This window comes from Rhodoferax sp. WC2427 (genome assembly GCF_040822085.1).
In the GTDB taxonomy this organism is placed as follows: domain Bacteria; phylum Pseudomonadota; class Gammaproteobacteria; order Burkholderiales; family Burkholderiaceae_C; genus Rhodoferax_B.
Genome location: NZ_CP162006.1, coordinates 1180550 through 1193493 on the forward strand (window position 1 = coordinate 1180550; position 12944 = coordinate 1193493).

General features: G+C 67.0%; 11 protein-coding genes. 1 reads left to right on the forward strand and 10 read right to left on the reverse strand.

The features are described from left to right. Positions 1-40: 40 nt before the first annotated feature. From AB3G31_RS05685 to AB3G31_RS05730, 10 genes are all read right to left on the reverse strand, one after another. Positions 41-352, reverse strand: coding sequence for a helix-turn-helix domain-containing protein (locus AB3G31_RS05685; RefSeq protein ID WP_315190280.1), 312 nt, complete (start codon positions 350-352; stop codon positions 41-43). Between the two features lie 153 nt (positions 353-505). Further along, positions 506-964 carry a MarR family winged helix-turn-helix transcriptional regulator gene (locus AB3G31_RS05690; protein ID WP_367849225.1) on the reverse strand — a complete coding sequence of 153 codons (459 nt, stop codon included), beginning with the start codon at positions 962-964 and terminating at the stop codon, positions 506-508. Between the two features lie 51 nt (positions 965-1015). Further along, complete coding sequence (locus tag AB3G31_RS05695; protein WP_367849226.1) at positions 1016-2734, reverse strand: tannase/feruloyl esterase family alpha/beta hydrolase; 1719 nt, start codon at positions 2732-2734, stop codon at positions 1016-1018. A gap of 142 nt (positions 2735-2876) precedes the next feature. Beyond that, complete coding sequence (locus AB3G31_RS05700; protein ID WP_367849227.1) at positions 2877-4514, reverse strand: acyl-CoA dehydrogenase family protein; 1638 nt, start codon at positions 4512-4514, stop codon at positions 2877-2879. Positions 4515-4582: 68 nt separating this feature from the next. Next, entirely contained in the window at positions 4583-5572 is a 990-nt protein-coding gene (locus AB3G31_RS05705) for a Bug family tripartite tricarboxylate transporter substrate binding protein (protein WP_367849228.1), read from the reverse strand. Between the two features lie 22 nt (positions 5573-5594). Beyond that, complete coding sequence (locus AB3G31_RS05710; RefSeq protein WP_367849229.1) at positions 5595-6728, reverse strand: porin; 1134 nt, start codon at positions 6726-6728, stop codon at positions 5595-5597. A 154-nt stretch (positions 6729-6882) separates the two neighbouring features. Beyond that, entirely contained in the window at positions 6883-8115 is a 1233-nt protein-coding gene (mhpT, locus tag AB3G31_RS05715; protein WP_367849230.1) for a 3-(3-hydroxy-phenyl)propionate transporter MhpT, read from the reverse strand. A gap of 33 nt (positions 8116-8148) precedes the next feature. Beyond that, positions 8149-8913 carry an SDR family NAD(P)-dependent oxidoreductase gene (locus tag AB3G31_RS05720; RefSeq protein WP_367849231.1) on the reverse strand — a complete coding sequence of 255 codons (765 nt, stop codon included), beginning with the start codon at positions 8911-8913 and terminating at the stop codon, positions 8149-8151. Further along, the gene (locus AB3G31_RS05725) at positions 8910-10775 is read right to left on the reverse strand and encodes a feruloyl-CoA synthase (RefSeq protein ID WP_367849232.1); all 1866 of its coding nucleotides are present in this window, start codon (positions 10773-10775) and stop codon (positions 8910-8912) included. The genes AB3G31_RS05720 and AB3G31_RS05725 overlap by 4 nt, the downstream gene beginning before the upstream one ends. Before the next feature lie 20 nt (positions 10776-10795). Further along, positions 10796-11584, reverse strand: a complete 789-nt coding sequence (locus AB3G31_RS05730) for a crotonase/enoyl-CoA hydratase family protein (protein WP_367849233.1) — start codon at positions 11582-11584, stop codon at positions 10796-10798. 154 nt (positions 11585-11738) lie between these two features. Here AB3G31_RS05730 and AB3G31_RS05735 point away from each other — a divergent pair, with 154 nt between their 5' ends. Next, positions 11739-12944 carry a thiolase family protein gene (locus tag AB3G31_RS05735; protein WP_367849234.1) on the forward strand — a complete coding sequence of 402 codons (1206 nt, stop codon included), beginning with the start codon at positions 11739-11741 and terminating at the stop codon, positions 12942-12944.

The window sequence follows — 12944 nt, forward strand, 5'->3', positions numbered from 1 at the left end:
GAATCACTTCCCAGCCCCTTTTTTGTTGGAATCCAGACGGTTACTTGACCTTCTTGGCCTGGGCGGTGGACCACTTGCCGGCGAAGGCTTGCAGGTCGCTCAGGCGCTTGAGCAGGTCGGCACCGCTGGGGGTGACGCTGTAGCCTTCGGAGCCGTGGGTCAGCAGGTCGGCTTCGCGCAGCTCTTTGAGGCGGGTGTTCAGGGTGTTGGGGGTGACACCGCCCACGCTGTCTTGCAGCAGGCGGAAGGTTTGGGCGTGTCCGTCGCGCAGAGCCCACAGCACCCGGATGGCGTAGCGGGATTCCAGCAGGGCCAGCAGTTGGTGGACGGCGACGTTTTCTTTGGAACTCATGGTGTGTTCTCCTCGGTGTATTGGTTGGGGCCGTGCAAGACGCTTGGAACGGGTTCTTACACGCCAATGCAGTGGACCAACTATACCGCAAAAATCAAAACTGCTACTAGTTTAATAGCATTGTATGCACGAGGTATCTGCGCTGTAACTGAATTACGTCCGGTATATTTTTTGCAGCAAGCGAATCAGCGTTTTGCGCTCGGTGGCCGTCAGGCTGCTGGTGGCTTCGATTTCCAGCCGTTCTACGGTGCTTTCGGCTTCTGCCACCAGGGCTTCGCCAGCGGGGGTCAGATGCAGGCCCACGGCACGGCCATCCAGGGGGTGGGGCTGGCGTTCGATCAGGCCGCGTTTTTCCAGGGCGCTGACCATGCCGACCACGTTGGGCGGCAGCAGGCTGAGGGTGGCGGAGAGCTGGCGCGAGGTGATGCCGGGGTTGTGCGTGATCAGCGACAGGATGGAGAAGTCCACCGTGCGCAGGTCGTACACCGCCATGCGCTTCAAAAAGATCTCGATGATGACCAGGTAGGCCCGGCGGGCGTTGTAGCCCACCAGGCCCTCCAGCATGGTGCTGTCGACGGTGCTGGCGAACTTGGGGGGGCTGGATACGGTCATGGCGCTATTTTGCCAGCCGTTTTCAGCCCCATGGTGCACACCTATTGACAGCTACTTGCAGCTGAAGCTGTCGGCACTTTCCACGTCGCCGCTGCCCTTGTAGCGTGCCACCTTGGGGTAGACGCACAAGGGCCGGGTGCGGGTGGGCGACCAGGAGGCGGGCAGCTCGGTGTTGACCACGTTGGCACCGGCGCCGCGGGCGTGGGCCAGCACGCTGTCGGGGGCCTGGCCTTTTTCGACCCAGTTGACCAGCGGGGCCAGCATGTCGAACTGGTCGGTGGCCAGGCCGCCGGAGCAGTGGTTCATGCCGGGCACCAGGAACAGGCGGGCAAAGCGGTCGGCGCTGCCGCCGTTGGCGGTTTGCAGGCGGTCCATCCAGTCGGCGGTGTCCACCGGGGAGAACACGCCGTCGGCCACGCCGTGGTAGACCATCAGCTTGGCACCGCGGTTGCGCAGGGTGGCCAGGTTGGTTTCATCCGGCGGCACCATGAACGACCAGGACGAATCGGTGTAGGTGCTGTTGGTGGCAAACATCTTGGGGTAGTCGGTGTCCATGCTGAAGTTCAGCGCGTACTGCAGCCCGGTGCTGGCGTTAAAGGCGGCCACCGTGCTGGGCGGCGTGGTGAAGATGAAGGCCACCGCGCCCGCATCCCGGGTGGCGGGCGAGCCAAAGTGCCAGCTGGCAAAGTTGGCCCCGGCAATGCCCGGGTCGAACCAGGTGCCCTTGTACAGCGCCTGGCCCTGGCTGTTCTTGGGCCCGGCAAAGATGCTGGTCAGCACGGTTTTCTGCGCCGGGCTCAGGCAGCTGCCGTCGCGGGCGCCGCTGCAACTGGGCACGTCGGTTTGCAGGTTGAAGGCGGCCTGGCAGGTGGCCACGTCTTGCACCTGGCCGTCGACCACGCCGTCCAGCGCGTCGCACTTGGCGACGATTTTGTCGCTGACCATCTTGAATTCGGCCGGGGTCACGGCGCTGGTCAGCACCGGCTGGTTGCTGCTGTCCAGGCTGGAGATGCTGGCGTACTGCTGGGCTTTCCAGAGCTGGGTGGTGGCGGCCTTGGGCAGGTGAAAGCCGGGGTTGCCCGCCAGAATGCCGTCGTACTGGTCGCCGTAGCGGGCCGCGGCCACCATGGCGTGGCGCCCACCGTTGGAGCAGCCTGCGAAGTACGAGCGGTCGGGCGATTTGCCGTAGGCGGTTTTGATCAGGTTCTTGGCCATGGGGGTGAGGCTGGCCACGGCCTGGTAGCCGTAGTCCAGCCGGGCCTGCGGGTCCAGCCCGAAGAAGGGCGTGGGCGCGCCGTGCCCGGCATCCGAGCTGAGCACCGCAAAGCCCTGGCTCAGGCCGGGCGCGACCGGGGCGCCACCGCTGGTGTTGCCCAGGGCGGTGACCACGCTGCCGTCCAGCCCGCCGTTGGCCTGGTACAGAAAACGGCCATTCCAGGCCACCGGCAGGCGGATCTCGAAGCCGATGGCGTAGCTGGCACCGTCGACCGGGCTGGTGCGCTGGTTCATCTTGCCTTTGACCAGGCAATGCGCCGGGATGGGCGTGCTGACCCCGGTGGCCACCAGCGCGCCTTCGGCCACCGGCACGGACGAGGTGATGCTGGTGTTGGGCAGGGCCAGGCTGCTGGCCAGGGTGGCGCAGGATTGCAGGGTGGCCGGAGTGGCCACCGTGAGCTGGGGCAGCGCATCGTCCGAGCCGCCACAGCCGACCAGCAAGGCGGTGGGCAGCAGGGATGCCGCCAGCCAGCCGGGGGAAATTCTTCGTGTCATGGTGTTGTCTCCAAGGGCCAGGCGCAGGGGAGCCCGCAGCGTGGCCTGGACCATCGCTGTACACGCTGCGGGCGGGGAAACCGGTTTGCTACTTAATTGGTAGCTGCTTGTGCTGTTGGAATAAGCGCTAACGGCACTTTTCTTATAAATTCAAGCGCTGGCGAATGGTGGCCAGGCGCATGCCGCACTCGGGCAGTACCCAGGTGTGGAAGGCCTGGGCCGGGGTGGTCCAGCGCGCATCCTGGCTGGCGGCGCTGATGCGGCTCCAGGCGGATTCCAGCAGCACCAGGGCCACGGCGCGCAGGTAGTCGTCGGCCACCCAGTAGGGGAGTTCGGGGTCGGTGGGGGCGGCCTGTACCAGGGCGTCGGTGGTCTCTACCAGCGCATCGCGGTGGGCGCTGGCGGGTAGCCCGGCCAGCAGGGCGCAGATGCCCGCACCGCCGTCGGCCAGCACCTTGCGCACCAGCAGGTCGATGGCCTGGATCTCGTTGGTGCCCTCGTAGATCATCGCCACGCGGCTGTCGCGCACGATCTGCTCTATGCCCCACTCGCGGATGTAGCCGTGGCCGCCAAACACCTGCAGGCAGGCGCTGGCCCCGGCAAAGGCCTGGTCGGTCATGGCCGCTTTCAGCACCGGGGTGACCAGGGCGCACCAGCGCTGCGCGGCGGCGCGTTGGGCGGCGTCCGGGCTGTGCGCGGCCACGTCCAGCTGCAGGGCGGTGTGGTAGGCCAGCACCCGGCCGCCGTCGATCCAGGCGCGCTGGGTGGCGAGGATGCGGCGGATGGCGGGATGCTCATTGATCAGGCTCGGGCCACTGGCGGATGTGGGCGCGCGCATCTGGCGGCGCTCTTGCGCGTAGGCATGGGCTTTTTGCCAGGCGGCTTCCAGCAGGCCCACGCCCTGCAGGCCCACGTGCAGGCGGGCGGCGTTCATCATCACAAACATGGCGTTCAGGCCCTTGTGGGGCTCGCCCACCGGCCAGCCAATCGCATCGTCAAAACGCATCACGCAGGTGGGGCTGCCGTGCAGGCCCATTTTTTCTTCGATACGTTCGCAGACTAAGGTATTCATGCTGCCGTCGGGCAACACCTTGGGCACCAGAAACAGCGACAGGCCTTTGGGACCGGGGGGCGCATCGGGCAGGCGGGCCAGCACCAGGTGGACGATGTTGTCGGTCAGGTCGTGCTCGCCGCCGGAGATGAAAATCTTGCTGCCGTTCACCCGCACGCTGCCGTCCGGCTGGGGTGTGCCCTTGGTGCGCACCAGGCCCAGGTCGCTGCCTGCGTGGGCTTCCGTCAAGCACATGGTGGCCAGCCATTCGCCGGTAGCGATTTTCTCCAAGTACGCGTCTTTCAGCGCCTGGCTGCCGTGGTGCTTCAGGCAGGCGTAGGCCCCGTGCAACAGGCCGGGGGCCATGGTCCAGCCGTGGTTGGCCCCGGCCAGCATTTCAAACAGCACGCCCTCCAGCACCGCAGGCAGGCCCTGGCCACCGTCTTCCACCGCGCACGAGAGCGAAGGCCACCCGGCCTGCCAGAAGGCCTGGTAGGCCTCTTTGAAACCCGGTGGCGTGCTCACCTGGCCCGCCGCAAACCGGCAACCCACCTCGTCACCCACACGCTGCAGCGGGGCCACCACGCTGGTGACAAACTTGCCTGCTTCCTCCAACACCTGCAGCGCCAGGTCGGCATCGGTGTCGGCAAACGGCGGCAGGGCCTGCCACTGGGCGGGGGCCTGCAGCACGTCGTTGAGGATGAAGGCGATGTCGGTCAAGGATGTCATGGGTGTGCTCTAGTTTTGATAGCTTGTACCGCCCATGGAATGGGCGGTAGAGGGCTATTTCTTATAAATCAGGACTCTGCGCTGAAACCGATTTGTTTCACCAACGGGCCCCAGCGCTCGAACTCGGCCTTTTGCGACTTGGCCATGTCTTCCTGGGTGGAGCCCCGGGCGATCAGGCCGACCAGGGCCAGGCTGTCCAGCACCACCTTGTCTTTCAGCGCCGCGGTGATGGCGGCGTTGGCCAGGGCCAGGGTGGCGGGCGGGGTTTTGGCCGGGGCGTAGAAGCCAAACCATTCCTCCACCACCAGGTCGGGAAAGCCCTGCTCGGCAAAGGTGGGCACGTCGGGGTAGTAGGGCGAGCGGATCGGGCCCGAGGTGGCCAGCACGCGCAGCTTGCCCGCCTTCACATAGGCCAGGTAGTCGCCGCTGGGGTTCATGGTGGAGGCAATCTGGCCGCCCACCAGATCGGTGATGCCGGGCACGGTGCCGCGGTAGGGCACGTGCTTGAGCTCCACCTTGGAGCGGATGCCCAGCAGCGCCCCCAGCAGGTGCGGCATGCTGCCCGCGCCCGGCGAGCCGTAGCTGGCCTGGTCGGGATTGGCCTTGGCCCAGGCCAGAAAGTCTTTCAGCGACTTCACGGTGGGTGGCACCGCCGGGCCAACCGCCAGGCCGTGGTGCATCACCGCGCCGATGGACACCGTGGCGAAGTCCTTCGGGTCGTAGCTGAGCTTGGCGTAGATGTGCGGGTACACCGACATGGCCGACACCGGCGCCAGCGCCAGCACCGAGCCGTCGGCGGGCGCACTCTTGAGCGCCTCCAGGGCGATGCGGCCGCCCGCACCGGGCTTGTTGTCCACCACGGCGGCGGTCTTGCAGTAGGCGGTACCGGCCAGCTTCTCGCCCACGCGGCGGGCCACGCTGTCGCCCGAGCTGCCGGGCGGAAAGCCGTAGTAGATCTTCACCTGGTCCACGCCCTGGGCCAGGGCATGCAAGGGGGCGAAGGCGGCCAGGGCAGCGGCACTGGCGGCGGTATGGAGGAAGTGGCGACGGTGTTGCATGGTGGTCTCCGGTGCGGTTTTTTTAGAAGGCGTGGTTGATGCCAACCATGGTGCCGGTCTGGCTGCCACCGAGGGCTGGGTTGCTGCCGGTGGCACCGCCGCTGACGGACACCGCCACGGCGCTCTGGTTGCTGATGTGGCCGAGCTGGCCGTACACCGTGGTGCGCTTGCTCAGCTTGTACAGCGCGCGCACCGCCACCAGGGTGGAGTCGGCGTTGGACACGTCTTTGTAGGCCAGGCGGGCCACGGTGCCGTCCACCGTCCAGGCGGGGCTGAGGGCGTAGGACGCACCCACGTACCACAGGTTGCTCTTGGGGCGGGTGGCGCTGCCGTCGTTGTCGCGGCGGATCAGGCCGGCGGCCAGTTTGGCATCGCCGAACTTGGCGTAGCCGTTGACGGACAGGCGGGCATCGGTCTTGTCGCTGCTGGTCAGGCCGCCGAACACCGTGTCGGTGGCGCTGGTGAGCGTGCGGCCATGCTGCAGGTCGTAGGCCAGGGCGGCACCCCAGCTGGCGGTGTCGTACTTGGCCATCAGTGACCAGGCGCGGCAGGCCTGGGCGTCGCTGCCGCTTTCGCCGGGGCAGTTGGTACCCACGGGCGAGGGCCCGGCGTTCACCGTGTCGCGGCCCAGGCTGTAGCTGGCGCCGACGCTGAGGGCATCGAACTTGCCCCGGTAGACGATGGCGTTGTCATGCCGTGAATTGGGCACGTAGGCATCCAGCGAACCCACGCCAAACACGCTGGGGCCGACGATGTCGGCATCCATCATCGACCAATACAGCATGCTGTACTGGCGGCCCAGGGTCACGGCGCCCCAGTCGCCGCTCAGGCCCACCAGCGCCTGGCGGCCAAACAGGCGGCCGCCCTGGCCCATGGCGCCGGTGTCGGGCGAGAAGCCCGATTCCAGGGTGAACACGGCGGCCAGGCCACCGCCCAGGTCTTCCTTGCCGCGCATGCCCCAGCGCGATGCAAAGATGCCGGTGTTGGACGGCATGCGGGTCAGGGTGCCCCCGGCGGCGGTGTTGCTCACGGTTTCAATGCCGGTATCGATGACACCGTACAGGGTGACGTTCTGGGCCTGGACGGCACCGGCGGCGGCGAGGGCGCCGAAGGCGGCCAGGGCGGTCAGGGTGAAGCGGTGGATGTTGTTTTTCATGGATGTCTCCGGGTACTCTGGTGGGTGGACGGGGTTGCGCAGTGCGCGGTCGTAGCTCAGGCCAGGGTGCCGCATGGCGGCAGCACCTTTGCTCCTGATTTAGGAGCTTCTCATGCCCATGGAATAAGCGCGAGAAGCGGTTTTTACTTAAATTTCAGCGGGTGGATCGGTGCGGCGAGCGCATCAGCGCCAGGGCGGCGATGGCGGCCACCACGATGCCGGGGGCCGATGCGGCCATCACCCCGGCCACGCCCATGCCGGCGGCCAGAATCTGCCCGGCAATCATCGGCCCGCCGATGGCACCCAGGCGGCCCACGGTGATGGAGGCGCCCACGCCGGTGCCGCGGTTGGAGGTGGGGTACAGCGCCGGGGCTGTGGCGTACAACACCACCTGGCCGCCCAGCGAGCAGAACCCGGCCAGCAGCCCGGCCAGCACCACCAGCGCAAAGCTGTCCGACAGGCCCAGCCCGGCCAGCGACAGCAGCATGCCGCCGTAGATGGCCAGGGCGGTGGCAATGCGGCGTGGCGAATCCATCAGCCGCCCCACCACCAGCGAGCCCGCGGCGCCGCCGAAGTTGAAGACCAGTTGCACCAGCCCGGCATCGGCGCGGCTGAAGCCCTTGCCTTGCAGCAGCGACGGCAGCCAGTTCAGCAGCATGTACAGCACGGTGAGCACAAAGAAGCTGGCCAGCCACAGCAGCAGGGTGGGCTTCCACATGCCTTGGGTGAACAGGCCCGACAAGCCACCGGCGGTGCGCGAGGGGCTGGCCGGGGCCTGCTGGCGTTCGCGGTAGGCCCGCGACTCGGGCAGCAGCACCAGCAACAGCAGGGCAATCACCATGGGCACCACGCCGCCCACATAGAACAGGCCGCGCCAGTCGCCGCCAAAGTTCACCATGCCCAGCACGGCGGCAATGGCACCGCCCAGCGGCACACCGGCGTAGGTGATGCTGACGGCAATGCTGCGGTTGTGCGGCTCGGCGGCCTCGGACGACAGGGCGATCAGGATCGGCAGCGCCGCACCCAGGCCCAGGCCGGTCAGAAAGCGCGCCGCCAGCAGGCTGGGGTAGTCCCACACATGGGCGGTGGCCAGCGAGAACAGGCCAAAGATCAGCACCGAGCCGATCAGCACCTTCTTGCGCCCGATGCGGTCCGACAGCCAGCCGCCAAAGATGGCGCTGGGCAGCAGGCCCAACAGACCGGCGCTGAACATGCCGCCAATCTGCGGCGGCAGCAGGTGGAATTCTGCGCCGATGCGCGAGGCGGCGATGCCTGCAGACTGCAGGTCCAGCCCCTCCAGCAGGGCCACCACGAAGCACAGAAACAGCGTGGCGGATTTAGTGGACCCGGCGCTGCCGGGAGGAGCATGGGTGGCGGTGGTTTGCATTTTTTTGTCTCCTGATCTCTTTTATTTTTAGGGTCAGCGGGGGGCCATGCGCAGCGCGCCGTCCAGGCGGATCACTTCGCCGTTCAGGTGGCCGTTGGTCACCACGTGCGCGGCCAGCTCGGCAAATTCAGACGGCTTGCCCAGGCGCGACGGGAAGGGGATGCTGGCCGCCAGCGAGGCCTGCACTGCCTCGGGCAGCTCTTGCATCAGCGGCGTGGCAAACAGGCCGGGGGCAATGGTGCACACCCGTATGCCGTGCTGTGCCAGGTCGCGGGCCATGGGCAGCGTCATGCCCACCAGTCCGCCCTTGGACGCGCTGTAGGCCTGCTGGCCCACCTGGCCATCGAATGCGGCAACCGATGCGGTGAACAAAATAACGCCGCGTTCGCCACCGTCTTGCGGCTCCAACTGGGCGCAGGCGGCGGCAAACAGCCGGGTCATGTTGTAGGTGCCGATGAGGTTGACGGCAATCACCTTGGCAAACGCGTCCAGCGGTGCGGCGCTGCCGTCTTTTTGCACCACGCGCTTGGCGCCGCCAATACCGGCCACGTTCATCAGAATGCGCGCCGGGCCATGGGCGGCAGCGGCTTTGGCTATGGAGGCGCTGACGCTGTCGGGGTTGGTGATGTCGCACTGGCAGGCTACGCCACCGATCTCGGCGGCGACCTTTTCGGCCAGTGCCATGTTCACGTCAAGCACCGCGACCTTGGCACCCAGGCGGGCAAGTTCGCGGGCGGTGGCTTCGCCCAGGCCGGAGGCGGCTCCGGTGACGAGGGCGGCTTGTCCTGAGGGGTTCATTGGGGGGCTCCGGTTGGTTTGAGGATGTGGGGCAGGGTGTCGGCGTGCAGGGCTTCGACCAGGGCGGCGCGGTGCTGCAGCACGGCGCGCTGGTTGATCGAGCCCTTGTCGGTGATCTCGCCCTTGTCCAGCGAGGGCGGCTCGGCCAGCAACAGGGCGCGGGCGATGCGGGTGGCGCTGCCGGTGGAGGCGGCGGCCAGGGTGTTGACGACCTGCTGGAAGTGGGCTTGCACCGGCGCGCTGTGCAGCACCTCTTGCAGGCTGGCGCTGTCGGGCAGGCCGCTGAGTGCGCGGCAGGCGGCGGTGGGCAGCAGCAGCGCGCCCAGCTCCTTCATGTTGATGCCGGTGAGCACCACGTCTTGCACGTAGGGTGCACCGGCGGCAATCACCTTGGCGCGCATGGGGCCCACGCTGACGAAGGTGCCGGTGCTGAGCTTGAAGTCTTCGGCGATGCGGCCGTCGAACTTCAGGCCCTGGTGCACGTCGTCCGGGTCGATCCACTGCACTGCGTCGCCCGAGCAGAAGAAGCCTTCCTCGTCAAAGCTGTCGCGGGTGGACTCGGGGTTGCGCCAGTAGCCGGGGGTGATGTTGGGGCCGCGGTAGCGCACCTCGGTCTTGCCGTCGGTGGGCACCAGTTTCAGCTCCAGGCCGGGCGTGGGCACGCCGATGTAGCCTGCCTTGACGTTGGGGCTGTTGACGGCGATGCAAAACGGCGTGCCTTCGGTCATGCCCAGGCCGGTGTTCATCACGATGCGCTCGCCCACCTCGCGCTCGGCGCTGGCAAACAGGGCATCCCAGATGGGTTGCGACAGCGCGGCGGCGGCAAAGAAGAACATCTTGACGCGGCTGAACAGGTTTTTGCGCAGCAGTGCGTCGGTCTGCAGGGCCTCGGCCAGCACCTCGAAGCCGGTGGGCACGTTGAAGTAGATGGTGGGCGCAATCTCGCGCAGGTTGCGCAGGGTCTCGGCCATGCCCTTGGGCGTGGGCTTGCCTTCGTCCAGGTACAGGGTGCCGCCGTTGTAGATGACGATGCCAAAGTTGTGGTTGCCGCCAAAGGTGTGGTTCCACGGCAGCCAATCGACCAGCACCGGGGGCTCCTCGGCCAGCACCGGCATGGACTGGTTCATCTGCTGCAGGTTGGCGCTCCACATGCCGTGCGTCACCACCACCGCCTTGGGCAGCTTGGTCGAGCCCGAGGTGAACATGAACTTGGCAATGTGGTCGCCGGTGATGGCGGCGTGCGCGGCATCCACCGCCGGGGTGGCGGGGGTGTTGAGCAGATCGCTGAAGGGTGTGGTGTTGCGCCCGGGGATGCTGCCGCTGCCCAGCACCACGTGCACGTCGGGCCCCACGGTGGCGGTGATGGCGCGGGCAAAGCGCTCGCCGCTGCTGGCAAACACCAGGCCGGGCGTCAGTGTTTGCAGCACGTGGCGCAGCTTGTCGAAGTCTTGGCTGATGGTGCTGTAGGCGGTGGACACGGTGCATTGCGGCACACCGGCCACCAGGCAGCCCAGGGACAGCAGGGCGTGGTCCAGGTCGTTTTCGCTCAGGATCACGACGGGCCGCTCGGGGCTGAGGTCCAGCCCCAACAAAGCCTGGGCGATGTTGCGGGCCGACTGCCAGGCCTGTGCGTAGCTGATGTGCCGCCAGTCGCCCAGGCTGCCGTCGGCGTTTTTCACGCGCTGGGCCATCCAGGTCTGGTCGGGCGTGGCCTGGGCCCAGTGCGCCAGCCGGTCGGTCAGGCGCGTGGGGTAGGGCAGCAGGTCTTGCGCGGCCCGCACATAACGCACGCCGTCTGGCGTGTCACGGGTGGTGACATGGGTGACGCCGAAGCGCAGGGGGCGGTAGGTGGGGGCGGACATGGCGTGGGCTTCTCGGGTTCTCAGGCTTTCTGGACTTTGGCGGCCCGTCCATCCAGGAAGGCGCGCACGCGGTCCTTGGCTTCGGGCGCGCTCTGGGCGATGGCGGCCATCATGGCTTCGGTCATGAAGCCCTGGTCGGACGGCTGCTCGGCAATGCGCGGCAGGGCGTGCATCAGCGCGTAGTTGGTCAGCGGTGCGTTCTGGGCGATGCGCTTGGCCAGCTCCAGTGCCTTGGCAAAGGCTTCGCCGGTGGGCACCAGGTACTGGGCCATGCCGATGCGTTCGCCGTCTACCGCGTTGTAGACGCGGCCCGTCATCATCATGTCGGTCATGCGGGCGGTGCCGATCAGGCGCGGAATGCGCACTGCGCCGCCGCCGCCCACAAAGATGCCCCGCGAGCCTTCGGGCAGGGCGTAGAAGGTGGAGTCATCGGCCACGCGGATGTGGCAGGCGCTGGCCAGCTCCAGCCCGCCACCCACCACCGCGCCGTGCAGCGCCGCCACCACCGGCACCGGGCCGAACTGCACCCGCTCCAGCGCGGCGTGCCACATGCGGGAATGCATCAGGCCCTGGCCCGCGTCGCGGTCTTTGAGCTCGCTCAAGTCCAGGCCGGCGCAGAAGTGCGGGCCTTCGCCGTCGATCACCGCGGCCCGCACCGTGCCGGGCAGGCCGTCGAGCAGGTTGCGTAGCGCCAGGATGAGGCCGTCGTTCAAGGCATTGCGCTTGGCGGGGCGGGTCAGGCGGATGACGGCGATTTCGTGGTCGTCGCCGCAGATGTCGAGGGAAATGTCGGGGTTGTGTGTGGTCATGGTGTGCTCTTCGTTGGTTGGATTATGGTTATGAAAAATAACTAAAACAAGCGGGATTGGGGACTCTATCGTAGGTGCTTTCCCTAGCTTTTCGGGGTCGAAATATAGTTATGATAAATAATCAAATTTGCCCATTTGGGCGCAAGGAAAAGCCATGTCCGCATACATTCCCTACGGGGTTTACTGGTCGACCCCGTTTGCCAAATGGCAGGGTTCGCTGGCCCATTTGAACGCCTTGCCGCTGGCCGCCAGCGTGGGCAAACAAGCCCTGGCCGCACGCGGCTACGACATGGGGCAGATCGACCTGGCCATCCTGGGCCTGACCAACCCGCAAAAAGGCAGCTTCTATGGCCTGCCCTACGTCACCGGGTTGATGGGGATCGACCGGGTGGCCGGCCCCACTATCCAGCAGGCCTGCGCCACCAGCGTACGCGCCCTGCAAATGGCCGCGCAGGAAGTGCAGTGCGGCACCGCCACCAGCGCGCTGCTGGTGATGGCCGACCGCCAGTCCAACGGCCCGGTGCTCTACTACCCCGACCCCACCGGCACCGGCGGCTACGGCACCACCGAGCACTGGGTGCCCGACAACATGGGCCATGACCCGTACGCCAAAAACCCCATGCTGCAAACCGGCGAAAACGTGGCCGCCCGTTACGGCATCAGCACCGCCGAGCAGCACGAACTGAAGCTGCACCGCTACGGCCAGTACCAGCAGGCGCTGGCCAACGACCGGGCGTTCCAGAAGCGCTACATGGCCGAGGTGCCTTTGACCGACGCCAAGTTCCGCAAGCAAACCGGTGTGCTCAGTGCCGACGAAGGCATCTTCCCCACCACTGCCGAAGGGCTGGCGAAACTCAAGCCGGTGAAGGACGGCGGCACGGTCACCTTCGGCGGCCAAACCCACCCGGCCGACGGCAACGCCGGGGCCATCGTTACCACGCGCGACCTGGCCCGCGCCGCATCGACCAACCCAAACATCGAAGTGGAGATTTTGGGCTTCGGCCAGGCCCGCGTGGAGCCCGGCTACATGCCCATGGCCCCGTCACCCGCCGCCTTCAACGCCTTGAAAAACGCCGGGCTGTCGATTGCCGACATCCACGCCATCAAGACCCACAACCCCTTCGCGGTGAATGACATTGCGCTGGCCCGCGACACCGGCTTTGCCTGGGAGAAGATGAACAACTATGGCAGCTCCATCATCTGGGGCCACCCGCAAGCCCCCACGGGTTTGCGCGCCATCATCGAACTGATCGAAGAGCTGGTGCTGCGCGGCGGCGGCGTGGGCCTGTTCACCGGCTGCGCGGCGGGCGACAGCGGCTACGCCACCGTGCTGCGCGTGACCGACAGCCGCAAGGGATAA